Genomic DNA, 23,044 nt, shown 5'->3' with positions numbered 1-23,044 from the left:
TCCTGACCCCGCCGACCCAGGGTAAGTGCGGTACGACTCGCCTACGGGATCACACCTCTGCCTTGCGGTACGTGCCGAGCCCTTAGCGCTGAGCCTAGCTGTTCGGGATGTCTGGCTTGTAGATCCGGGAAAGGCAGCCCGTAACTATTTCCAGTGGAGGCGCCGGGGCGGCGATATGTGCCAGGTTTGGCGGAATCGGTCGTAGGCTTCCGCGCCGCGTTGTTGCTCCAGGGCATGCAGACGGCCGCAGGTGAAGCCGTTGTCGCCGCCTTCCCCGGGCGGGGCGGCCGCGAGGGCGTGCAGCTTGTCCCGGAAGACGATGCTGTCCTGGTGGTCGCCCAGGATTGTCTGAATTTCTTCGGCTGCCCGGGCAATCCCCAAGGCCTGTTTTCCGAAGACCGGGGCGGATGCCTCCGCCGCGTACCGGAGGCGTTTGGCGCTTTTGCGGACCTCATGCAGTGCCGCGGCGGCCGTCCCGGCATCGGAAGCGCGGTAGAGGCTCTTCACTTTCGCCTTGAGCCGGCGTCGTTCTGCATTGACGGACCGGCCGATCCTCCCCCGGGCATTTTTGTGTGCCGGGCCGGCCAGCGGCGGGGACGCGAGGAAGCCGTCGAGCTCATTCAGTAGCCGGAAGTACCGGTCGCTTCCCAAAGCTGCCAGGCCATCGGCGACGGCGGACTCGTAGGCTGCGCCGAGCTGGTCCGCGAGGTGTTGCTTCACCGGGTCCGTGACCAGGTCCGGCGGTTCGGCAACGATCACTTCGGCGAGGTGGGCCCGCATGACTTCAAGGTCCCGCGCGGCGCCAACTGTTCCGGCGAGCCATTGAAGTTCTTCGCGCAGGAGCTGCGCTGCGTCCTTGTCGGTCAGCGTCTTGAAGCTTGCGAGCACGGACCGCATCCGCCGTGCGGCCACACGAAGCTGGTGCACAGCGTCAGGAGTTCCCTCCCGTACCCCGGGATCATGCACCTTCAGGGCCTCGGCCTGCTCGTGCAGGTAGGCCAGCAACACCGCTGAAGCCGGTCCTTTTCGCTCGGGGCAAGGTGCCGGAGGGTTAGCCGCGGGGTACCGGGCACCGAGCGCGCGCCCCAGTTTTGAGGGCAGCGCTGCCGGCCGGTGACCCAGCCGGGCAAGCTCCGTGTCTGCGGCGTCCAGGAGCTTGCGGTGCCCGTCCACCAGTTCGATTTCCCATTCCCGCCACGCGTTGCTTTCGACCGGTTCCAGCAGGACCGTGGATTCGACCCGGTCGTCGCTGAATTCGGACAGCACCGCGCCGTCCGCCGAGACCAACGAAATGGCCGTGCGGCGGGTCCTCAGGCGTGCGATCGGAACCAGTTCCCGGTTTCGGGTGTGGACAGACACCAGAGACCGCAACCGCGCCGGCACCGTGCCCGGGTCCTTGGTCAAGGGCTCGGTGATCACCCGCCGTTCGTCCGCGGCCACCGGCAGTTTCAGATGCCATCCGGCATCATTGCCGCCGGCTCGCCGGCGGCAATGTGATGCGCCGGGCCGCCAGGGCCAGCGTTTTCGTGTCGAAGTACACCGCATCGAGTTCCTGGTCCTCGGCCATCCGGACGGCAGCCACTCCTGGGATCGATGTGAAGACCGGAAGCACGTCGGATTCGACGACGTCGAATTTCCGCTCCACTTCCACGGTTTCCATGCCGGACATACCTCACGGTAGGCCGGGCAGCCGTCCTCCGTACGTGCCCAAAGCCCCTTGAAACACACACGCCGAGTCGGGATGAAATCCGGTCCGCGGTTCGCTGGTTTATCAGCAGTCAGTTTGCCCTTCCCGTCACGCTTCATGGGAAGCGTCCACTCGGGAGCGGGCTGGGGCGCTTGGTGTGACGTTCACCCGGGGGTCCTCATTCCGAACCGCACACCATACGTACCGGCGGAGCGATGGCGGGGGCCGGTTTGGATTCCGTCCGATTCCTGGTTTTCCGCTGGGCGCCACCCGCCGGCGGAACGCCAGCCGGACAAGCCGACCACTCACCGCCACCGCCCCAAAGGTTAGACGTTGAAGCGGAACTCCACCACGTCGCCGTCGGCCATGACGTATTCCTTGCCTTCGATCCTGACCTTGCCGCGGGATTTTGCCTCGGCCATGGAACCGGCGTTTACAAGGTCGTCGAAGGAGACCACTTCGGCCTTAATGAAGCCGCGCTGGAAGTCCGAGTGGATGACACCGGCCGCCTGCGGGGCAGTGTCCCCCTGCCGGATGGTCCAGGCGCGCGCTTCCTTGGGGCCGGCCGTGAGGTAGGTCTGCAGCCCCAGCGTGTGGAAGCCGACGCGGGCCAGCTGGTCCAGGCCGGATTCGTCCTGGCCGTTCATTTCGAGCATCTCGCGCGCTCCTTCCTCATCCAGCTCCACGAGATCCGCTTCGAGCTTGGCGTCAAGGAAGATGCAGTCTGCCGGGGCAACCAGGGCGCGCAGCTCCTCCTGTTTTTCCGGGCTGCCCAGGATGCCTTCGTCGGCGTTGAACACATAGATGAAGGGCTTGGCGGTCAGCAGGCCCAGCTCCTTGAGGTGCTCCATCTCCAGTTTGTCGCTCTTGATGGAGGAGTAGATGGTGTCTCCCCGCTCCAGCACCGCCTGCGCGGCCTTCACGGCGGCGAGCTCCGCGGCTTCCCGCTTCTTGATCTTGACCTCTTTTTCGATCCGCGGGACCGCTTTTTCGATGGTCTGGAGGTCGGCGAGGATCAGCTCGGTGTTGATCGTTTCCATGTCCGAGCGCGGATCCACCTTGCCGTCAACGTGCACCACGTCAGGGTCGTCGAAGACCCGCACAACCTGTGCGATCGCTTCAGCCTCGCGGATATTGGCCAGGAACTGGTTGCCCAGCCCCTCCCCTTCGGAGGCACCTTTGACGATCCCGGCGATGTCGACGAACGATACTGCAGCGGGCAGGACGCGCTGCGAGCCAAAGATCCCGGCGAGCTTCTGGAGCCGGGGATCCGGGAGGTTCACGACGCCGACATTGGGTTCGATGGTGGCGAACGGATAGTTCGCGGCCAGGACCTGGTTACGCGTGAGCGCGTTGAAGAGGGTTGATTTGCCGACGTTGGGCAGTCCGACGATGCCAATAGTAAGAGCCACGAGCATTGATTCTACCCGCCGGGCCCCGGCAGCCCGTACCCGGGAATGTCACTGCCTATGAATGTCAGAGGCCCGTGCAACAGTGAAGCCATGGATGCTTTTGCCTTGATTCTTGCCCTTCTCATGCTGCTGCTCGGTGCGCTTGCAGGCGCGGCGGCCACCTATTTTTTCCTGCGCCGATACTCCCATGGCTTGGAGGCGGACTTCGACCAGGTGTCGTCACGCCTTTCGGAAGTCACGGCGCAGCTGGCAGCGGCCGACGCCGAGCGGCGGCTTTTGGCGGCGCAGAACCGCGAGCTGGGCGAGGCCAGGACGCAGGACGGCAACGTATTGCGCGCCCTGGCGCCCGTGGCCGAAAAGCTTTCCGCCGTCCAGCAGCAGGTGGCACTGCTGGAGCGCGACCGCGTGGAACAGTACGGCCAGCTGGCACAGCAGCTGCAGGAGGCCAGGCTTTCCGATGAACAGCTCATCCGGTCCACTCATGCGCTGGAATCGGCCCTGCGCTCCAACAGTGCCAGGGGCCAGTGGGGCGAGGTGCAGCTTCGGCGCGTGGTGGAGGCTGCAGGCATGCTCCGCCACGTGGACTTCGTGGAGCAGGTCCACAGCGCGGGCCATGACTCGGCCGTCCGGCCGGACCTGGTGGTGCAGTTGCCGGGCGAAAAGCAGCTTGTGGTGGACGCCAAAGTCCCGTTGTCGTCGTATCTAGAGGCACAGGAACTGGGCGCGGTGCATCCGCGCCTGGGCCAGCCGTCCGGATCGCCGTCGGCCAACGACGGGCGGAACCGGCAGGCCCTGCTGGCGGCGCACGCCAAGGCACTGAGGGCGCATGTGGACGCGCTGGGTACCAAGAAATACTGGGACATCCCGGGGAACTCCCCGGAACTGGTGGTCTGCTTCATTCCGGCGGAATCCATCCTGGCTGCCGCGCTGACGGCCGACGCCGGGCTGCTGGACCACGCGCTGTCCCGCAACGTGGTCCTCGCGTCACCGAGCACCCTGCTGGCCGTGCTGAAGTCGGTGGCGTTCACCTGGCGGCAGGACGTCCTGACGGACAGCGCGCGCGAGTTGTTCGAACTGGCACGGCAGCTGTACGACCGGATGGGAACCCTGGGAGAAAACGTCGGCAAACTCGGTTCTTCACTGAAGTCGTCGGTGGACCGCTACAACGCCATGGTGGGCACCCTGGAGGCCAGGGTGCTGCCTACGGCCCGGAAGCTCAACACCCTTGAGGAGTCCGGCCTGGTGACACCCCCCGTGGTGGACGTGACACCACGGGCGCTGGTTGCACCCGAGCTCCAGGGCGACGAGGAAGCAGCCTGACGAAGCGCGGAGATGCAGAACGGGCCCGGCAGTGCTGACTGCGCGGCCCCTTCCGTCGTAGAAGAGCTGGTTGCGTTTCAGCTGCGGGGCCGGCGCCCGCCCAAGGCACGGCTGACATCGCCGGCCTGTTTCAGGGTGGCACGGAGCTCCTTGGGCAGCGAGAACAGCAGGTCTTCCTCTGCGGTGACCACTTCCTCCACGGTGCCGTAGCCGTAGTCTGCCAGGAGCGTCAGGACGTCCTGTACCAGCACCTCGGGAACGGAAGCCCCGGACGTGACGCCCACGGTGGCAACGCCTTCAAACCAGGCTTCGTCAACCTCGTTAGCGAAGTCCACCCGGTACGAGGCCTTTGCACCGTATTCGAGTGCTACCTCCACCAGCCGGACCGAGTTGGACGAGTTGGCCGAGCCCACCACGATCACCAAGTCCGCCTTGGGCGCAATCTTCTTGATGGCCACCTGTCGGTTGGTGGTGGCGTAGCAGATGTCGTCGCTGGGCGGGTCCTGCAGCGTGGGGAACCGCTCCTTGAGCAGCCGGACGGTCTCCATGGTCTCGTCCACGCTCAGTGTGGTCTGGGAAAGCCAGATGACCTTTTCGGGGTCGCGGACAGTCACCTTGTCCACTTCGTGGGGTCCATTGATGATCTGGATGTGATCCGGCGCTTCACCGGAGGTGCCTTCCACTTCCTCGTGCCCGTCGTGGCCGATCAGGAGGATGTCGAAATCGTCCTTGGCGAAGCGGACGGCTTCCTTGTGCACCTTGGTGACCAGCGGGCAGGTGGCATCGATGGTGCGCAGGCCCCGGCTTTCGGCGGATTCGACCACTGCCGGGGAAACACCGTGGGCGGAGAAGATCACCAGGGCGCCTTCGGGCACCTCATCTGTCTCGTCCACGAAGATGGCGCCTTTTTCCTCCAGCGAGCTGACCACGTGGACGTTGTGGACGATCTGCTTGCGGACATACACGGGGGGACCGTAGTGCTCCAGCGCCTTTTCCACGGCGATCACGGCCCGGTCAACGCCTGCGCAGTAGCCGCGGGGAGCAGCCAGAAGCACCTTCTTGCTGCCGTTCACGGGGGCCGCGGCAGCTACTTCCTGGGGCGAGCGGCGCCTGCGGGGAATGGTTGGCATCGAAAGGGATACAGCCGAGGTGGTCATCCCTCCATGCTACCGGCTGGTCCGCACCCGTTTCCGGGATGCGAACAACGTCACAATGCCTGCTGCCACCAGGACACCGCCCGTGACCGCGGCAGTGGTTATCCAGGTTTGGAAGTCTTTGCCTGCTGCGGCCAGGAACTGGTCGCGGAACATGTTGGCCACAGCATTGCCGGTGTCCGTGGCCTGGGCCCGTGCCGAGCCAAGCTGCAGGCCCAGCCCCCACAGTCCAGCGAGCGCCAGTCCCCCAAGACCGGCGGCCAGCAGCACGGTCCACCGGCGGCGCGCCGCCACGAGCGCCAGCAGGAACGCTACAGCCGAACCAACAGCCATGATGTAGCCCATGGGCGCATACGTGGCCAGCCTCTCCGTCCACTCCCTTTGTGCAGGCTGGCCGACATTGATCAGCGTCTGGTCCGGCGGATTGAGGGGAAGGTGGGTGGTCCGGGAAATCTCCTCCGAGCCGAGGGCAACCAGAGGGGCGACGTCGAGGGTCAGCGATGATGCCGACGCGCCTCCCTGGGACCCCGCCGCGGGGTCCGCGAAACTAAGGCGGTGGCTTCGGCGAAGCGTCTCTTCCCAGGCCGCCGGATAACCGGGAAGTCCGGTCAGCGACTCGGCTGCTTTCTCAAGCATCGGCTGGACCAGCCCCGACAGGAAACCGGGAACCGCCCGGGTATCGATCGTTCCCACTGCCGCCGCTGCCAGGCTCCTTTGGAATTCCGAGTCCTTGCCGAGCGGAGCTGCAAGACGGACAAATCCGTCTTCCTGGACGATGTTCCGGTCCACCCATATGGCGGGAACGGCGACGGCGGCCAGGAGTATGCCCAGCACAGTGGCGATGGCAGAAATAAAAGTGCGCACAGCAGGTCCTTCGGGTTGGGATCCTTAACCATCCTAGGCAGGCTCGGGGGCTGTCCCTGTCAGTCCCCGGTGCTACACCTTATGGATAAGGTTGATTGACCGCCCACAACAGTTGAAGGACCGCATGCCCGCAGCACCAGCCTCCCAACGGCGTCCGCATGTCTGACCAGGCGTCCCTCCCAGATACAGCTCCCACAACCTTGCCGGCCACCGCCGCGGAGACCAGCCCGGAGAACCCCTGGCCGCTGCAGTTGCTGTCGCAGAAGCTGAAGGCCCACATCGACCGGACTCCGTCCGCGTGGGTGGAAGGCCAGGTCATCGAGCTGAACCGCCGCGGCACCAACGCCTACCTCACGCTTCGCGACATGGACGCAGAGGTGTCACTTCCGGCTTCCGTCTGGACCAAGGTGCTGGAGCGGCAGGACCTTCCGCTGGAGCGCGGTTCGCGGGTGGTGGCCCTGCTGAAACCGGAATTCTGGCTCAAGACCGGCAGGCTCAACATGCTGGTGCGGGACATCCGCCCGGTGGGACTCGGTGACCTGCTGGCCAGGATTGAGCGGCTGCGCCAGGCCCTGGCGGCTGAGGGCCTGTTCGCCGACTCCCGGAAGAAGCCGCTGCCCCTGCTGCCGCACCGCATTGGCCTGATCACGGGCCGTGACTCGGACGCAAAGAAGGACATCCTTCGTAACGCGGCCCTCCGGTGGCCCGCCGTGGAGTTTGAGATCCGCGAGGTTGCTGTCCAGGGGAACACCGCGGTGGCCCAGGTGGTCCGTGCACTGCGTGAACTCGACGCCCGGCCCGAAGTGGACGTCATCGTCATCGCCCGGGGTGGCGGGGCGCTGGAAGATCTTTTGCCGTTTAACAGCGAGGAGCTGATCCGGGCGGTGGCCGCGGCCGCCACTCCGATAGTAAGCGCCATCGGTCATGAGGCGGACCGCCCGCTGCTGGATTATGTGGCCGATCTTCGGGCCTCCACCCCCACCGACGCCGCCAAGCGGATCGTGCCCGAAGTCTCCGAAGAACTCGCTGGCGTGCGCCAGGCTCGGGAACAGCTGCGGCGCTGCATGGAACGGCTGGTGGACCGGGAGGCCGACCGGCTGGCAGCACTGCATTCGCGCCCCGTCATGGCCGCGCCCGAGGGCATGGTCTCGGTCCGGGCCGAGGAAGTAGAGCGGCTGCTTCGGCGCTCTACTGCTGCCGTGAACTCCACGGTGGTCCGGGCGGCTGACCAGCTGGAGCACCTGAAAGCCCAGGTACGCGCGCTCTCCCCGCAGAAGACGTTGGACAGGGGGTACGCCGTCGTCGAACTGGCAGGTGACCAGGCCGCCCGGATCGCCGAAGCCGGCCACGCCGTTGTCCGGCGCCCCGCCGAAGCGCCGGCGGGCGTGGCCCTGAGCATCCGTGTTGCGGAGGGCCGCTTCGGGGCCACGTCTACCGGCGCAGCACTGCAAGCAGGAAACCCAGACCACCACCAGGAATTGGAAGAGAAGGCATGACCGAACAGAAACCAGAGCCGGACGTCGCAGCCCTTAGCTACGAGGAGGCCCGGGAGCAGCTCATCGCAGTGGTGGGCAGGCTGGAGGCAGGAGGGGCAAGCCTGGAGGAATCCTTGGCCCTGTGGGAGCGTGGCGAGGCGCTGGCCGCACGCTGCGAGGAGTGGCTGGAAGGCGCAAGGAAACGGCTGGCCGCCGCCCGGGACCAGCCGCTGTGAGCGCGAAGAGGTAGCACCGGGTCAGGATCGCCGCACCAGCTCGCGTTCCATATCGACGTCAATTTCCGGGACCGGCCACTGGAGCGCCAGCCCGTTCAGGGCGTCCAGTAGCAACTGCTGGACGGCAATCCTCGCATACCATTTCTTGTTCGCCGGGATGACATGCCATGGCGCGTGCTCAGAGCTGGTCCGCTCAAAGGCCGCCTGGTAGGCGTCCATGTAGTCATCCCAAAACGCCCGCTCCTTAAGATCGTTGCCGCTGTATTTCCAGCGCTTCGAGGGGTCCTCAAGCCGGGCGAGCAACCGCTGCTGTTGCTCGTCGCGGCTGATGTGCAGCATAACCTTGATGATTTTCGTTCCGGCCGCAGTCTGCCGGGCCTCGAACTCATTGATGGCCCGGTAGCGGCGGTCCAGTTCAACGGCATCCGCCCATCGGTGCACGCGGTGGATCAGGACGTCCTCGTAATGGGAACGGTCGAAGACACCCACCATGCCCGCTGCGGGTACTTCCTTTTCAATCCGCCAAAGGAAATCGTACGACTGCTCTTCGGGAGTAGGCGCCTTGAATGCCTTGAACTGCACGCCCTGTGGGTTCATCTGGCCCATGACATGGTTCACGATGCCGCCCTTGCCGGCAGTGTCCATCGCTTGCAGGACAAGCAGTACGCGCTTTTTGCCGCCGGTCCGGGACTCTGCGAAGAGTTGTTCCTGCAACTGCGTGAGCTTGCCGTCGAGTTCGCTGAGCAGGCTCTCGCCGGCGCCCTTGTCCCCGGAGTACCCCGGCGTGGAGGCCGGGTCAATACCGGCCAAGTTGAAATTCGCCCCTGCCCTCAGCGTGTCCGAGGGGTGTTCGTCGAACTTCACCACATCCGCCATCTAAGCCTCTTTCCGTTTCGGGCAGCCAGCCGCCGGACGATAGCCCTGCAGCGCTGTTGTCTCGAATCCTAGTTCCCCTGATATCGGCCCAGGAAGTCCCCCATCCGGCCGATGGCCTCTTCGATGTCCTTGACGTTAGGCAGCGTCACCATGCGGAAGTGGTCCGGGCGCACCCAGTTGAACGCCCGGCCGTGGGATACCAGGATCTTCTGTTCCCTCAGGAGGTCGAGGACGAACTTCTCGTCGTCCCGGATGTGGTAGACCTCCGGGTCGAGGCGCGGGAAGAGGTAGAGGGCACCCCTTGCCTGCTGTGTGCTGACACCGGGAATGGCGTTCAACATGTCGTAGGCCTTGTTGCGCTGCTCCAGCAGCCGGCCGCCCGGGAGGATCAGGTCGTTGATGCTCTGGTAGCCGCCCAGCGCCGTCTGGATGGCGTGCTGGGCCGGGACGTTGGCGCACAGCCGCATGTTGGCCAGGAGGTTGATGCCTTCGAGGTAGTCAGCGGCCTCCTTCTTAGGCCCGGAAATAGCCATCCAGCCAGCCCGGTAGCCGCAGACGCGGTAAGCCTTGGACAAGCCGCTGAAGGTCAGGCACAGGACATGGTCACCGGTGAGACCGGCCAGGTTCACGTGGACGGCATCCTCGTAGAGGATCTTTTCGTAGATCTCGTCGGCGAAGATGACCAGGCCGTGCTTTTCGGCAAGGGCCACGATCCGCTTGAGTGTCTCCTCCGGGTACACGGCACCGGTGGGGTTGTTCGGGTTGATGACCACGATTCCCTTGGTGCGGGGCGTGATCTTGGCTTCCATGTCCTCGAGGTCAGGCTGCCAGCCTGACTCCTCATCACAGAGGTAGTGGACAGGCTTGCCGCCGGCGAGCGCCACGGACGCGGTCCACAGCGGGTAATCCGGCGTGGGGATGAGCACTTCGTCGCCTGCATCCAGCAGTGCCATCAGGGACATGGTGATGAGCTCGCTGACGCCGTTGCCCAGGTAGATGTCGTCCACGTGGATGTTCTGGATCCCGCGGGTCTGGTAGTACTGCGAGACGGCGGTGCGCGCGGAAAAGATGCCGCGGGAATCGCTGTAGCCCTGGGCATGGGGCAGGTGCCGGATCATGTCCACCAGGATGGCGTCCGGCGCCTCGAAGCCAAACGGCGCCGGATTTCCGATGTTCAGCTTGAGGATCCGGTGCCCCTCCGCCTCCATCTGCTGGGCGGCCTGGAGAATCGGTCCACGAATGTCGTATAGGACGTTGTTGAGCTTCGTGGACTGCCTGAATTCTGCCATCCCTCAAATATGCCACAGGAAGGATCCATGGCTGTTGAGACGTCCACCACATGCCGACGGCGGCTGCCGGACCTTCGAAAGTCCGGCAGCCGCCGTCGTGATCACCAACCTGCGCCATGCCCAGGGGCAGGGAACACGAACCTACTTGACGATGCCCTTGTCCTTGAGCCAGGCGGCTGCTGCCGTCTTGGCATCCTGCTTCTGGCTGCCGCTGACCGCGCGGTTGAGGTTGATCAGGTCATCCGTGGTGAGGATGCTGGAGACCGAATTCAGGGCCTGCTTTGCCTTGTCGGTCATCTTCGCCTTGTTGTAGAGCGGCAGCACCTGCTGGGCGATGAAGTTGTTCTTGGGATCGTCCAGCACCACGAGGTCGTTGTCCGCGATGGACGGAGTGGTGGTGTAGATATCGGCCACCTGCACCTTGTCCTCCAGCAGCGCCTTGAGCGTTACCGGGCCGCCGCCGTCGCTGAAGGGCTCCAGCTTCTTGGGCTCGCAGTTGTAGTTCTTCTTCAGTCCGGGCAGTCCGTAGGCGCGCTCGGCGAACGTGGCCGGGGCTCCCACGACGATCTGGCTGCAGACCTTGGCCAGGTCCTCAATGGACTTCAGCTGGTACTTCTCCGCGGTTGCCTTGGTAACCACCATGGCGTCCTTGTCCTCAGCCTTGGAAGCGTCCAGGACGCCGAGCCCGTCCGGCAGTTTGCCGGGCAGAGCCTTGGCGATGTCCCCTGCGGAGACCTCCGTGGCTGCCTTGTTCACGTACAGCAGCAGGTTGCCGCTGTAGTCCGGCACTACGTCCACCGAACCGTCCTGGACGGCCTTGAAGTAGACCTCGCGGGAGCCGATGTTCGGTTTGGTGGTGGCGGTGATGCCGTTGGCATTGAGCGCGCCGGCGTACAGTTCGGCGACAATCTGGCTCTCCGGGAAGTCGGCGGAGCCCACCACCAGGGAGGTGGCGCCACCGGACGCACCGCTGCTGGACGCCGGGGGGTTTTTCAGCGGATCGGACGTACCGCCGCAGGCGGACAGCACCACTGCCAGGCCAAGCCCGGCGGCCAGGCCGCTGAACGCCCGCCTGCCGAGGCGCTGGGGACGGCTATCTTTCATGACTTACCTCCTTGTACAACAGTCTCCGCAACAACGGGGTCTGTGAGATCAACCGCAGCCTCCTGGCTGCGGTCGGACAGCTTCGAGGCCCCTGGTGCCAGGAACAGCCTCTGGAACAGGGACAGGACAAGGTCGACGGCGATCGCCAGCGCTGCAATGAGGAGGGAACCTCCCAGCATCTGGGGGAAGTCGCTGAGGACAAGGCCGTCGAAGAGATAGCGGCCCAGGCCGCCGAGGTTGATGTAGGCAACCACGGACACGGTGGCGATCACCTGCAGCACACCTGTCCGGAACCCGCCGAACATGACAGTGAGTGCATTCGGCAGTTCGGCCCGGAACAGGACCTGCAGTTCGGTCATGCCCACGGCCCGGGCGGCGTCCACCACGTTCCGGTCGACGCTGGAGATGCCGGCGTATGTCCCGGCAAGGAGCGGGGGCACCGTGAGGATCACCAGCGCCCAGACCGGCGGCATCAACCCGATTCCGGCCAGCAGCACGAACAGGATCAGCAAGCCAAGGGTGGGCAGGGCGCGCAGGGCGCCGGCAAGTGCAACGACAGCCACCCTGCCCCTTCCCGTGTGGCCAACGAACAGCCCGACGGGAACGGCGATGGCCGTGGCGATGAGCATGACCAGTCCCGTGTACTGCAGATGCTCGGCCAGCCGCGTGGGGATGCCCATGCTTCCGGACCAGTGCAGCGGGTCGGCAAGCCATGCGAAGGTAGCGGAGAAGACGCTGCTCATGCTGCTTCACCCGCCGTCGACGTGGCCCGGCTTGCCGCGCCTGCCGGCTCCATATGGTCGTCCTCCGACCCGCGGCCCCGCCGCGGGCCAGTGCGCTCCCATGGGGTAAGGATGCGTTCCAGGAGGACGAGGACGGAATCCATCAGCAGGGCCAGGACCAGGATGGCGACGATCCCTACCACCACCTCGGTGACGAAGTCGCGCTGGAGGCCGTCCGTGAAAAGCATGCCCAGGTTGCCGACGCCCAACAGGGCCGCCACGCTGACCAGCGAGATGTTGCTGACGGACACCACACGCAGCCCGGCGAACATGACCGGAAGGGAGAGCGGCAGGTCAACCTGCAGGAACCGGGCCACCGGCTTGAAACCCATGGCCTGCGCGGCCTGGCTGACATCGGCGTCCACGGAGTCGAAGGCATCCAGGGCGGCGCGGACCAGCAGTGCCACGGCATAGATGGTCAGTGCCACCACCACGTTCAGGGGGTCCAGGATCCGGGTTCCCAGGATGGTGGGCAGGATGATGAACAGCGCCAGAGACGGGATGGTGTAGAGGAGGGAGGAGGCCGTCAGTACCACGGAGCGGAGGGCCCTGCTCTGCCGCGCCAACTGCGCCAGCGGGATGGAAATCAGCAGCCCCAGGACCATGGGAACCAGCGCCAGTACCAAGTGCTGGCCGCCGCGCTCCAGGATCATGCCGGTGTTCGCCAGGAACCATTCCATCAGAGGGCAGCCTGCCGCACTTGGCGCGCTTCTTCGATCAGAGCCAGGACTTCCCCGCCCCGGACCACGCCCAGGACCCTGCCTTCGGCATCCAGGGCGACGCCAAGGCCCGACGGCGAGGACAGGGCAGCGTCCAGGGCGCGCCGGAGGCTCTCCCCCGGACGGAACAGCGACCCGCCCGGAATGAGTTGAGTTTCAGTCCCGGGCGCCGACCAACCCAGCGGACGCTTGTCCGCGTCCACCACCAGCTGCCAGCCCCCGGCTGCGCTCGAGTCTGACTCGTAGCGTCCGGAAGAGCGGATAATCGTAGGCACCGGATGGATTGCCACGCCGTCGGAGGAAGTAAAACCCAGGTGGCGGAAGCCGCGGTCCCGCCCCACGAAGGACGCCACGAAGTTGTTTGCCGGTGCCCGGAGGATTTCCTCCGGTGCGGCGTACTGGGCCAGCTTGCCACCGGTGGCAAAGACAGCCACCTTGTCTCCAAGGATGGTGGCTTCATCGATATCGTGGGTGACGAAGACAATGGTTTTGGCCAGGTCCTTCTGGAGGCGCAGCAGCTCCTGCTGGAGTTCATCGCGGACAACAGGGTCCACGGCGCTGAAGGGCTCGTCCATGAGGAGTACCGGCGGGTCTGCTGCGAGGGCGCGCGCCACGCCCACGCGCTGCTGCTGGCCGCCGGATAGCTGTGACGGGTAGCGCCCGCCCAGGGAGTGTGCCAGGCCCACGACGTCCAGAAGCTCCTCTGCGCGCTTCCGGGCGTCCCGCTTCGAAACCCCGTTCAGCCGAGGCACTGTGGCAATGTTGTCCAGGACTGAGCGGTGCGGCAGCAGCCCGGCCGATTGCATCACGTAGCCCATGGATCGGCGCAGTTCCGCCGCGGGTACCGACGTGACATCCCTGCCGTCCACGGTGATGGTCCCGGACGTGGGTTCCACCATGCGGTTGATCATCCTGAGCGAGGTTGTCTTGCCACAGCCTGAAGGGCCCACGAAAACGGTGACAGAGCCCTTTGCGATGGACATGGACAATCCGTCCACGGCGGGCTGGCCACCCGGGTACTGCTTGGTAACGCTCTGGAACTCGATCATCGCCTGGTCCATGGTGCGGACTTACCTGTTCTCTTGGACGGGCTGTTCTCAGCACCGCGACATTGCCATCAGCACGCTGATAGTTACGGTAACCCAAACGGGGGCCGGCTTCAGCAGATGAGGCCCTAATCCCCGCAAAGGAATCCCTACTGTGACCATTCGGGACCCCGACCGGCCCGGATGGGTTTCCCCGGAGCCGGCTCCTCAACGGTTCCTGTCCGGCCTGCCCCGGGCAGGCTTAAAGTTGAGGCGTGACCAACTTGGAAGTTTCACCCCAGCAGGAAGTCTGTCCGCCCGCCCCTGCCGGAGGGACATCGGGCCCCTGCCTCCAGTTGTGGCCTGAACGTGAGGTGCCGCTGGGCGGGGTCCGCGCCATGAACGTCAAGCGCACCTTGCCCCAGCGCGGTCTCCCCACGATCGGGGCCTGGTGCTTCCTGGACAGCTTTGGCCCGGACCGGACGGCGATGTCCGTCCTTCCCCATCCACACATCGGGTTGCAGACCGTAACCTGGCCGCTGGCGGGGCACATCCGCCACCGGGACAGCGTGGGCAGCGATGTGGTGGTGCGTCCGGGAGAACTGAACATCATGACAGCGGGTCACGGGGTTTCGCATTCAGAGTTCGCAGTGCTTCCTGCCGACGGCGGGGAGCTGCCGCTGCAGCGGGGCCTGCAGCTCTGGGTGGCCCTTCCTGACGGGGAACGGCACCGGATCCCGGCATTTGAACAGCACCGGGAGCTTCCCCGCGCCAGCGGCCCGGGCTTCACCGCCACCGTCATGGTGGGAGAGCTTGCAGGGGTGGCGTCCCCCGCAACCATGTTTACCCCGATCGTCGGTGCGGACGTTTCCTGCGAAGGAGACGCGGTCCTGCCTTTGGACCCCGGCTTTGAGCACGGCATCTTGGTGCTCGACGGCGGCCTGGCGGTGGACGGGCAGGGCCTGCCGGCAGGGCCGCTGGGCTACCTGGGCACCGGCCGCAGCGAACTCCGGATGGAGGCGCTCCCCGGCACCCGGTTCCTGCTGATTGGCGGCGAGCCGTTCGGTGAGGAACTGCTGATGTGGTGGAACTTTGTGGGCCGCACCCATGACGAAGTGGAGCAGGCCAGGGACGACTGGGAAGCGCAGGCCGGGTTGCCGGATGCCGAATCGGCTGCTGCCCGCTACGGCCTGGTGCCCGGGCACGGTCCGGACGACGGTGCGGAGGCCGGCCGCATTCCGGCTCCCCCGCTTCCCGGCGTCCGGCTCACGCCCCGCAAACGTTCGGTGGGATAGGGGCACGCCGCTCCGGCGCCGCCTTGGTCCGCGCGGGACGAGGGTCCTCAGGCCGGTTCTGCCACCAGTTGCGGAATGCCGAAGACGGGGTCCTGGTCCAGGATCCTGACATCGGTTACACCGGCCTCCGAGAGGGACCGACGGAAGGCCTCCTGGATGGGAACAACGTTCATGCCCAGCCCGCTGCCCAGGATCGCCGGGCCCTGGATGCCCAACTGCTGCAGCACCTGCACCGCCAGGGCTGCGAGGTCCTTGCCAGCTTGCTTGAGCAGTTCCTGGCTTGCGGCATGCCCTGCTGCCGCCGCTTCGACAACAAGCCGGGCCTGCTGGGCCCAGAAGCGCCGGCCCGTGTCCGGGGAGTGGAACAAGGCGATCAGTTTGTTGGGGTGGTCTACGCCGCAGGACGCCAGGAGGGCTGCGGTGAGCGGGTCGACGGGCAGGCCCTGGTTCATCCTGCGGAGGCTGTGCCGGACTGCTTCCCTGCCCAGCCAGTAACCGCTGCCTTCGTCCCCCAGCAGGTAGCCCCAGCCGCCGGCCCTGGCCTCGCCGCCGTCGGCATTGCGGCCCCAGGCGGCCGATCCTGTCCCCGCGATGACCGCCACCCCCGTGCTGGCACGGCCTGCGGCCAGCAGCAGGCGGGAGTCGTGGACCACGGTGACCCGGGCTGCGGGAGCAAGCGGCTGGATCAGCGCAGCGAGGGCGGCGGCGTCCTCCTCGGTATCGATGCCGCCCGACCCCGCATAAACCCTGTCCACCGGGGCGGCCCCGATTTTGGCGAAAAGCTCCGCCAGGTTGCGGGCAGCCTGTTCACGGCTCACGTTCTGCACGTTGGCGCTGCCGGCCGATTCGTCGGCCACCGGCAGGCCGTCCTCGAACCGGACGCCGCGGGTCTTGGTGCCACCGATGTCCAGCCCGATCGTGATGCCACGCGACGGACTGCCCGGGGCACCTGCCGGGTGGTCAACTGGGCCAGCCGCGGAATTCTGTGTGTTTGTCACGTCACAAGGGTAGGTGATGTCCGATGGCCAGCCGCGGACGCACCCACCACAACCACGCTCCGTCGGCTGGCCTTCCAGGCTTAGCCCGCTGCCCTGGTGACCAGTCCGGACAGCAACCCGGGCCCCTGCGCCACCACCAGCTCCCGGAAAAGCCGGGCGGGGACCGGTTCGCTCCCCGGTTTCCGGCGGCGCCAGCTCACGCCGACTTCCCGGAAGGCGAGCGGTGAGTCAAGAGGAACTTCCACCCACCCCAGGTCTCCCGTTTCAGGACGCGGGTTCCGGCCGGGGGCGTCGCCGCCCGGCGGCAGGATACTGACCCCGAGTCCCGCGGAGACCAGCCCCCTGACGGTATGGGAATCCTGGCTTTCGAAGGCGATCCTCGGGCGGTACCCGGCCTCCCGGAAGATCGCGTCAGTCAGGGAACGCAGACCGTAACCGGGCCCCAGCACAACGAAAGGCTCCGTCCGGATGTCGGCAAGCCGGACCATCCGCAGCCGCGCGAGCGGATGGGCGTGATGCACCACCAGGCGGAGCGGTTCCCGGTACAGCGGCGCCGAATCGAGGTTCTTGCCGGATGGGGCCACGGGAGCGGTGAGTGCCAGGTCGGCTTCGCCCGCAGACAGCTCCTCAAGGCAGGCGTCCCGGCCACCCTGGCTGAGCCGGAAGCCGGTGCCGGGATGCCGGGCACGGAAGGCACTGATCAGCAGGGGAAGGGTGGCCTCGCCGAAGGTGTGCTGGAAGGACACGGCCACGGTACCCCTGACCACCTGGGACTCATTCCGAACCAGGTCCAGACCTGCCTGGACCTCGGCGAGCGCCTGTTCGATGTAGGGAAGCAGCGTGCGTGCGGCAGGCGTCAGGCGGACCCCGCGGCCGTCCCGTACCAGGAGTTCGGTGCCGACGGCGGCGCTGGCACGGGCCAGTGCCCTGCTCACCGTCGACTGGAGTACTCCCAGGAGTTCCGCCGTCTCCGTCACGTGCTCGGTGCGGCCCAGTTCGGCGAGGACAGGCAGGAGCGGCAGCAGCTGGGCCAGTTGTTTCCGGTCCGCTTCCATTGCCGCCTTCCCCTTTTCTTCCCCGAGCAGGAGCAATCCATTTCTGCTATCAGTTTGGCATCAAGTATGCATTGGAGGCATCCATTGCGGGAGGACTACGCTGGCTGGATGCCACAGAATGCAACCGCGGGCACTGACGCTTCCATCCTCTGGAACGGTCATGCCAAGGGGTCCAGGGCCTACGGGCGGATCCTGGCCGGCCTGTCCTGCGCGGGCGTGGCAACCTTCGCCCAGCTCTACTCCACCCAGGCGGTGCTGCCCCTGCTGGCAGCCGACCTGCGAATCACTGCCGCCGAGGCAGCGCTCACCATCTCCCTGGCCACCGTAGGCCTTGCTGCCACCGTCATCCCCTGGTCCTTCCTGGCGGACCGGGTTGGCCGGGTGAAGGCAATGATGTGGGGCATCACCGCGGCGACAATCCTGGGACTGCTGGTGCCGTTGTCCGCCAACTTCCCCATGCTGCTGGTCCTGCGGCTCCTTGAAGGAATGGCGCTGGGGGGCATTCCCGCCGTCGCCATCGCCTACCTCAACGAGGAGGTCAGCAAGGCCCACGCCGCGCTTGCGGCGGGAAGCTATGTCGCCGGCACCACCCTGGGCGGACTGTCCGGTCGGCTCGTGGCGGGCCCTGTCGGCGAACTCTGGGGCTGGCGGTCGGCAGCCCTGGCCGTTTCCCTGCTCGCGACAGTTGCCGCCGTCGCGTTCCTTGTCCTCGTGCCTCGGGCCAAGGGATTTGTCCCCGCCCAGGCCGCTGGCCTCCGCAGTGCCATCCGGATGCTCGGTGGCCACCTGCGCAATATCCGGCTGCTGGCCCTGTATGCCCAGGCGTTCCTGATGATGGGCGGATTCGTGGCCGTGTACAACTACCTGGGCTTCCGGTTGTCCGGGGCGCCGTTCGGGCTGCCGGCCACCGTGATCAGCCTCATCTTCCTGGCCTACCTGTCCGGCACGTTCTCCTCCCGCTGGGCCGCAGGCATGACCAGCAGGTACGGGCGCCGGAACGTCCTGCTGGCAGGACTCGCGCTGGCCATGGGCGGACTGGCCCTCACCCTCACCCCGTCCCTGGTGTTGATCCTTACCGGGCTGGTGGTGTTCACCGGCGGATTCTTCGCCGCCCACAGCATCGGCTCCGGCTGGACCGGCGCCATCGCCAGCACTGGCCGCGCCCAGGCAGCGTCGCTGTACAACCTGGCGTACTACCTGGGCTCCAGCCTGTTGGGCTGGGCGGGCGGCCTGGCCTTCCAGGCCTGGGGCTGGGACGCACTGGCGGGAGGCGTCATAGGCCTTGCATGCCTGACTGCCGCAACTGTCGCCGTCGTCCATCCACGGACCGAACGCACTCACTGACAAGCCGACGCCCAGCGGCGAATTAACCGGCTTCCAGGGGCAGCAACGGGGTTTGGATATTCGGCAGGACGTGCGCCTGCTGCGCGGAAGGCGGCGAATCTGCGGTCTAGGATGAAACCCAGGACCGCTTGGAAGGAACCGCAGTGAGTACGAATCCCAGGAACACCAGGCCCGGGGCGCACCTGGAGCCGTTGGATGCCATTGACGAACGCCTCCTGGCCGCCCTGGTGGCAGATGCCAGGATATCCAACAAGCAGCTCGCCGAAATGGTGGGGATTGCGCCGTCCACGGCCCTGATGCGCACCCGCGCGCTCTCGGAACGGGGCATCGTGCAGGGCTACGAGGCAAAGCTTAGCCTGTCAGCCATCGGCAGGTCCGTGCAGGCGCTGGTGGCCGTGCGGCTCCGCGCCCACGACCGGGACCAGATCGACCGTTTCACCGCACGCGTGCCGCACCTGCCCGCCGTGCTGTCCACGTTCCACACGTCAGGTTCCGTGGACTACCTGCTGCACATCGCCGTCGGAAGCACCGAAGACCTGCGGGACTGGGTGCTGGACAACCTGGCCACCGACCCCGTGGTGGGCCACACCGAAACCACCCTGGTTTTCGAACACATCCAGGGCAACCACGGCCCGCTGCCAGACTAGGCGGCCAGCGCGGCCAGGACCGCGTGCCTCAGGCCGCGGCTTGCTGCCTTGCCGAGTGGACCACTGTCGCAACAGCCAGCCCCAGTGCCGCCGTGCCGCACAGCAGGACGAAGCCCTGCACGGCTGCTGCCATCCCGAGTACGGCGCTGGCCCAGCCCAGTCCCAGGACCGGCACCGCACTCCCCAGGTACGTGATGACGTAGACGGTGCTGATGATTTGGGCGTGGCGCGCCGGTTCCACCCTGGCTGCCACCTCGTTGAAGACGGTCCGGAACGCCAGCCCCTGCCCCAACCCGGCGGTAATGGCGGCCCCCACCAGCAGCAGCGGACTGTGCCAAGCGCCGGCAGTTCCCAGCAGCATGACCGAGACCCCCAGGACGGCCAGGCCAGCGGGCACTATCTGCCGGCCGCGCACGGTCACCAGCTGGCTCAGGGCTGACGCCCCGAGCGGCAGGCCCGCCAGCACGCCGATCAGCGGCCGGGAGTCAGTCCCGAGAACCTGCGCGAAGTAGCCGGGAGCCAGTGACAGGGAGAAGCCGAACACGGCAAAGCTCAGGAAGCCGACGCCGGACGCCAGCCAGAAAGCGCCCCTCGCCTGGCGGGAAACGGAAGGGCGGCGCGGCGCCAGGGCGTGCAGCGGCCGGGATGCTGCCGGCACCATGATGGCGGGGCGTGCGCGGATCAGGTACAGCGGCACCAGGAACCCGGCCAGCAGCAACGAGTGCACTGCATAGGGAGCGGTGGTGGCACCGGGAAGCAGCGACAGCAGGCCGCCGATCACAGGGCCCGCCGCCACTCCGCCGGAAGACGCCAGCAGGGTGAAGCGCGAGGCCCACTCAGGGCGGGACGGGAGCAGCTCACGCAGGGCAGCCGCACTGGCCCCCGTGGCAAGGGCAACAGCCATGCCCTGAAAGGCCCGGCCGGCGCACAGGGCAGCCAAAGTTTGAGCTTCCGCAAAGATCCAGTTGCCTGCGAGCCCTGTCAGCACAGCGAGCAGCAGGGCAGCCCGGCGGCCGATATGGTCCGACCAGTGCCCGGCCAGGAGCAGCGTTCCAACCAACGCCAGGACGTAGCTGGCGAAAGCTGCGGTCACGTCCAGGCTTGACAGTCCCAGGTTGGCCTGCAGGAGCGGGTAAAGCGGCGTTGCGAGGTTGGCGCCCACCAGGAGCATGAAGATGGCGGCCCCCGAAATCACCAGGCGCGCTGTGGTGGAGGCATTCCACCCGCTGGCCGTGGCCGCTGCGGGGCGCATGCGAAGTTCGCTGAAGACCGTCAATGTGCCGCCTTAGGGGTCGCCGCGGCGGGTTTGTCCTTGTGGGAACCCGGCGCGGATACAACTGTGATGAGTCAAGGGTGCGGCACCTCTGCCCTATCCATCCGAAATTGTGGAGATAATTGAGCAGAATCATCAACTTGTGGATTCCAACATGATGGAGAGTGACGGTTTTGAACAATCTGGACCCCACGGACCTGAAGATCCTCCTGGCCCTCATCAGGGATCCCCGGATCCAGATCGGTGAGCTCAGCGAGTCCCTGGGCATCGCCCGCAATACGGCCCAGTCACGCATGCGCCGCCTGTTCCGTGCCGGGGTGCTGCGCCCGGGCGGCCGCGAAGTGGACCTTGAGGCGGTGGGCTATGACGTCGTGGCCTTCGTGACCATCGAAGTCTCCCACCGCGAGCTCGACGGTGTTGTAGCGGCGCTGCGGCTTATCCCGCAGGTCCTGGAAGTCCACGAGATTTCCGGCCGCGGTGACGTCTGGTGCCGGGTGGTGGCCACAGACACCCACAACCTGCAGTCGTCCCTGCGGCAGGTCCTGAGGATCAAGGGTGTCATCCGCACGGAGACTGTGCTGGCCCTGCATACCCATATCCCCTACCGGACCGAACCGCTCATCGGCGGCCTCAGCAGTGCGGCAGCTCCGGCGGCTAGGATTTCCTGAATGACCATCATCGATAACGCCGTCTGCGTCAACGGCGTCCGCCATGCTGAGCCCCAAAGCCTCGACCAGACCTTCGAGACGCTGGCCCGCCACGGCGGCATGGCGTGGATGGGGCCCTACCGGCCCCGGCGGAGGAAATGACCGCCGTCGCCAACGAGTTCGGGCTCCACGCCCTGGCAGTGGAGGATGCCGTCTCAGCCCACCAGCGGCCCAAGCTTGAGCGTTACGACGACAACCTGTTCACCGTCCTGCGGCCGGCCCTCCTGCAGCATGGGCCCGAAGCCGTGTTGTCTGCCCTGCTGGACCGCGTGGTGGATGACTACGCGCCGGTGGTGGCGGGGCTGGAGAACGACATTGACGAAATCGAGGACCAGCTGTTCAGCGGGGATTCCTCGGTATCACGCCGGATCTATGAGCTGGCACGCGAGGTCATCCAGTTCCAGCGCGCCATCCACCCCCTGCCGGATATGCTGGACCAGCTGAAGCGGGGCTTCGAGAAGTACCAGGTGGAAACTGACCTGCGGCACAGCCTGCGCGACATGGAAGATCATGTTGAGCGGCCAATCTCCCGGGTAGGCTCCTTACGGGACTTGCCGCAGAACGCGCTGACGCTGGATGGAACCCTGACCGCGAACCGGCAAAATGACGTCAGCACCGAGCAGAACGAACAGGTCAAGAAAATCTCGTCCTGGGCGGCAATCCTGTTCGCGCCGTCATTCGTTGCCGGGATCTACGGCATGAACTTCGACAACATGCCCGAACTCCACTGGGCCGCGGGCTATCCCTACGCCTTGATCCTCATGGTTGCGGCCGGCGCCCTCATGTACGGAATCTTCAAGAAGAAGGGCTGGATCTAGGCCCCTTCTGCCGGGATTGCCGTCCGGTGGCGAGGGCCACCCGCGCATTGCCTGCGGCGTGGACCAGCAAGGAAGCGACCAGGAACGCGATGAGAACCTGGGCGGTGGCGCCCAGCACCCTCGCCCAGCCGCCGTCGAGGGTGGGGTCAAGAAAGTCGTAGACGTACCACCCGTCAATGCCGCCGCGGATCCAGGAGAACGCAAGGAACACCACCGGATAGCCCAGCCAGGCAAGCGGCCGCCACCAGGGACCGCGGATCGTCCGGATTACCAGCAGCCAGTCCAGGGCAGTTACCAGGGGGGCCAGGCGGTGGTGGGCCATCTGCGGCCAGTACAAGTCCCAGCTCCACCACGGCTCTCCCGGCGGTGCCACCAGCCCCACATAGATGACCCCCGTCATCACCAGGTACAGGACCAGAGCACCGAACAGATGGTCCCACCACCCCGGCAACCGGTTCCGCCGCCGTGCCCCTGACATGATCAGGACAAGCCCCAGGACAAGGTTTCCCTGCACTGTGAACTCCGAGTACAGCTGGGGGATGTCCACGTCATTGCCGGGCAGGGCGGCATCAAAGGTCTTTTGGACGAGTGCGACGACCACGAAGAGCCCCACCAGGATCCGGACGGCGCGGATCCAGGGACGATCAGGGTGCAGCGCGTAGTTGGCAGCAAGGTTGCGCCGGACCGGAGGGACTAACGGTGTGAGGCGGTCCGCCTTCTCTGTGACGCTCATGGACCAAGAGTGCCGCCGTTACTGGAGAACAGCCAGGGTCCTTCGGCGGTCAAAGGTCAGGCGTTGGCCTTACGCTTCAGCCGCCCCAGACGCCGGTGGCCACGAACAGGACCAGGCCGATGAGCGCAAGCCAGGGAAGGCCGTTCACCACGAAGCCTGCGATGGACGGGAATCCTGTCCGGGTGTATACCGATTGCAACCCACATAGACGTGGCAATGCCCGAATCGAAG

At 66.2% G+C, this 23,044-nt stretch carries 23 protein-coding genes and 1 pseudogene; 8 read left to right on the top strand and 16 right to left on the bottom strand.

Annotated elements, in window-relative coordinates; genetic code table 11:
• Positions 1–144: 144 nt before the first annotated feature.
• The 3 genes from IEW19_RS07070 to ychF form a co-directional block, all read right to left on the bottom strand.
• Positions 145–1,440, bottom strand: coding sequence for a CYTH and CHAD domain-containing protein (locus IEW19_RS07070; RefSeq protein WP_188570939.1), 1,296 nt, complete (start codon positions 1,438–1,440; stop codon positions 145–147).
• 25 nt (positions 1,441–1,465) lie between these two features.
• Positions 1,466–1,660, bottom strand: coding sequence for a CYTH domain-containing protein (locus IEW19_RS07065; RefSeq protein WP_188570938.1), 195 nt, complete (start codon positions 1,658–1,660; stop codon positions 1,466–1,468).
• Between the two features lie 353 nt (positions 1,661–2,013).
• The gene (gene ychF / locus IEW19_RS07060; RefSeq protein WP_188570937.1) at positions 2,014–3,099 is read right to left on the bottom strand and encodes a redox-regulated ATPase YchF; all 1,086 of its coding nucleotides are present in this window, start codon (positions 3,097–3,099) and stop codon (positions 2,014–2,016) included.
• Positions 3,100–3,189: 90 nt separating this feature from the next.
• Here ychF and IEW19_RS07055 point away from each other — a divergent pair, with 90 nt between their 5' ends.
• Positions 3,190–4,419, top strand: a complete 1,230-nt coding sequence (locus IEW19_RS07055) for a DNA recombination protein RmuC (RefSeq protein ID WP_188570936.1) — start codon at positions 3,190–3,192, stop codon at positions 4,417–4,419.
• Between the two features lie 77 nt (positions 4,420–4,496).
• On the opposite strand, the gene IEW19_RS07050 is transcribed toward IEW19_RS07055, so the two are convergent.
• Both IEW19_RS07050 and IEW19_RS07045 read right to left on the bottom strand, forming a co-directional pair.
• Entirely contained in the window at positions 4,497–5,576 is a 1,080-nt protein-coding gene (locus IEW19_RS07050; RefSeq protein WP_188570935.1) for a 4-hydroxy-3-methylbut-2-enyl diphosphate reductase, read from the bottom strand.
• Positions 5,577–5,585: 9 nt separating this feature from the next.
• Positions 5,586–6,437 carry a hypothetical protein gene (locus tag IEW19_RS07045; RefSeq protein ID WP_188570934.1) on the bottom strand — a complete coding sequence of 284 codons (852 nt, stop codon included), beginning with the start codon at positions 6,435–6,437 and terminating at the stop codon, positions 5,586–5,588.
• A gap of 158 nt (positions 6,438–6,595) precedes the next feature.
• Here IEW19_RS07045 and xseA point away from each other — a divergent pair, with 158 nt between their 5' ends.
• Both xseA and IEW19_RS07035 read left to right on the top strand, forming a co-directional pair.
• The gene (gene xseA, locus IEW19_RS07040; RefSeq protein WP_188570933.1) at positions 6,596–7,933 is read left to right on the top strand and encodes an exodeoxyribonuclease VII large subunit; all 1,338 of its coding nucleotides are present in this window, start codon (positions 6,596–6,598) and stop codon (positions 7,931–7,933) included.
• Positions 7,930–8,148 (top strand): exodeoxyribonuclease VII small subunit, encoded by a 219-nt coding sequence (locus IEW19_RS07035; protein WP_188570932.1) that lies wholly within the window; start codon positions 7,930–7,932, stop codon positions 8,146–8,148. The genes xseA and IEW19_RS07035 overlap by 4 nt, the downstream gene beginning before the upstream one ends.
• Positions 8,149–8,169: 21 nt before the next feature.
• Here IEW19_RS07035 and IEW19_RS07030 read toward each other — a convergent pair whose 3' ends face one another.
• From IEW19_RS07030 to IEW19_RS07005, 6 genes are all read right to left on the bottom strand, one after another.
• Positions 8,170–9,024, bottom strand: coding sequence for a polyphosphate kinase 2 family protein (locus tag IEW19_RS07030; protein WP_188570931.1), 855 nt, complete (start codon positions 9,022–9,024; stop codon positions 8,170–8,172).
• 68 nt (positions 9,025–9,092) lie between these two features.
• Complete coding sequence (locus tag IEW19_RS07025; protein ID WP_188570930.1) at positions 9,093–10,313, bottom strand: pyridoxal phosphate-dependent aminotransferase; 1,221 nt, start codon at positions 10,311–10,313, stop codon at positions 9,093–9,095.
• Positions 10,314–10,454: 141 nt separating this feature from the next.
• Complete coding sequence (locus tag IEW19_RS07020; RefSeq protein WP_188570929.1) at positions 10,455–11,417, bottom strand: ABC transporter substrate-binding protein; 963 nt, start codon at positions 11,415–11,417, stop codon at positions 10,455–10,457.
• On the bottom strand, positions 11,414–12,160 hold the full coding sequence (locus IEW19_RS07015; protein ID WP_188570928.1) for an ABC transporter permease: 747 nt from the start codon (positions 12,158–12,160) through the stop codon (positions 11,414–11,416). Before IEW19_RS07015 ends, IEW19_RS07020 begins: the two co-directional genes overlap by 4 nt.
• Positions 12,157–12,879 (bottom strand): ABC transporter permease, encoded by a 723-nt coding sequence (locus IEW19_RS07010; RefSeq protein WP_188570927.1) that lies wholly within the window; start codon positions 12,877–12,879, stop codon positions 12,157–12,159. Before IEW19_RS07010 ends, IEW19_RS07015 begins: the two co-directional genes overlap by 4 nt.
• The gene (locus IEW19_RS07005; RefSeq protein ID WP_308419987.1) at positions 12,879–13,979 is read right to left on the bottom strand and encodes an ABC transporter ATP-binding protein; all 1,101 of its coding nucleotides are present in this window, start codon (positions 13,977–13,979) and stop codon (positions 12,879–12,881) included. Before IEW19_RS07005 ends, IEW19_RS07010 begins: the two co-directional genes overlap by 1 nt.
• Before the next feature lie 239 nt (positions 13,980–14,218).
• Between IEW19_RS07005 and IEW19_RS07000 the strand changes: the two genes are divergently transcribed.
• Positions 14,219–15,238: a pirin family protein gene (locus IEW19_RS07000; protein ID WP_188570926.1), complete on the top strand. Its 1,020-nt coding sequence runs from the start codon at positions 14,219–14,221 to the stop codon at positions 15,236–15,238.
• Between the two features lie 47 nt (positions 15,239–15,285).
• Here IEW19_RS07000 and IEW19_RS06995 read toward each other — a convergent pair whose 3' ends face one another.
• Positions 15,286–16,236, bottom strand: coding sequence for an N-acetylglucosamine kinase (locus IEW19_RS06995; RefSeq protein ID WP_188570925.1), 951 nt, complete (start codon positions 16,234–16,236; stop codon positions 15,286–15,288).
• A gap of 80 nt (positions 16,237–16,316) precedes the next feature.
• Positions 16,317–17,291, bottom strand: coding sequence for a LysR family transcriptional regulator (locus IEW19_RS06990; RefSeq protein WP_188570924.1), 975 nt, complete (start codon positions 17,289–17,291; stop codon positions 16,317–16,319).
• A gap of 108 nt (positions 17,292–17,399) precedes the next feature.
• On the opposite strand from IEW19_RS06990, the gene IEW19_RS06985 reads away from it, so the two are divergent.
• Together IEW19_RS06985 and IEW19_RS06980 are read left to right on the top strand one after the other, a co-directional pair.
• Complete coding sequence (locus IEW19_RS06985; RefSeq protein WP_188570923.1) at positions 17,400–18,635, top strand: MFS transporter; 1,236 nt, start codon at positions 17,400–17,402, stop codon at positions 18,633–18,635.
• A 143-nt stretch (positions 18,636–18,778) separates the two neighbouring features.
• Complete coding sequence (locus tag IEW19_RS06980) at positions 18,779–19,282, top strand: Lrp/AsnC family transcriptional regulator (protein ID WP_188570922.1); 504 nt, start codon at positions 18,779–18,781, stop codon at positions 19,280–19,282.
• A 28-nt stretch (positions 19,283–19,310) separates the two neighbouring features.
• Here IEW19_RS06980 and IEW19_RS06975 read toward each other — a convergent pair whose 3' ends face one another.
• The gene (locus IEW19_RS06975; protein WP_188570921.1) at positions 19,311–20,558 is read right to left on the bottom strand and encodes an MFS transporter; all 1,248 of its coding nucleotides are present in this window, start codon (positions 20,556–20,558) and stop codon (positions 19,311–19,313) included.
• A gap of 170 nt (positions 20,559–20,728) precedes the next feature.
• Between IEW19_RS06975 and IEW19_RS06970 the strand changes: the two genes are divergently transcribed.
• A complete protein-coding gene (locus tag IEW19_RS06970; protein ID WP_188570920.1) occupies positions 20,729–21,223 on the top strand; it encodes an Lrp/AsnC family transcriptional regulator in 495 nt (164 codons plus the stop codon).
• Positions 21,224–22,080, top strand: a pseudogene (locus tag IEW19_RS06965) (magnesium and cobalt transport protein CorA).
• Here the strand turns inward: IEW19_RS06965 and IEW19_RS06960 are convergent.
• Both IEW19_RS06960 and IEW19_RS23435 read right to left on the bottom strand, forming a co-directional pair.
• Entirely contained in the window at positions 22,058–22,813 is a 756-nt protein-coding gene (locus IEW19_RS06960) for a Pr6Pr family membrane protein (RefSeq protein ID WP_188570919.1), read from the bottom strand. The pseudogene IEW19_RS06965 and the gene IEW19_RS06960 sit on opposite strands and share 23 nt — an antisense overlap.
• Before the next feature lie 76 nt (positions 22,814–22,889).
• Positions 22,890–23,012, bottom strand: a complete 123-nt coding sequence (locus IEW19_RS23435; protein ID WP_373283570.1) for a hypothetical protein — start codon at positions 23,010–23,012, stop codon at positions 22,890–22,892.
• Positions 23,013–23,044 lie beyond the last annotated feature (32 nt).

The sequence above is a fragment of the Arthrobacter liuii genome (assembly GCF_014639275.1).
GTDB lineage: Bacteria > Actinomycetota > Actinomycetes > Actinomycetales > Micrococcaceae > Arthrobacter > Arthrobacter liuii.
Note: the sequence above shows the minus strand (reverse complement) of the source record. Positions and strands in the feature narration are given on the sequence as shown.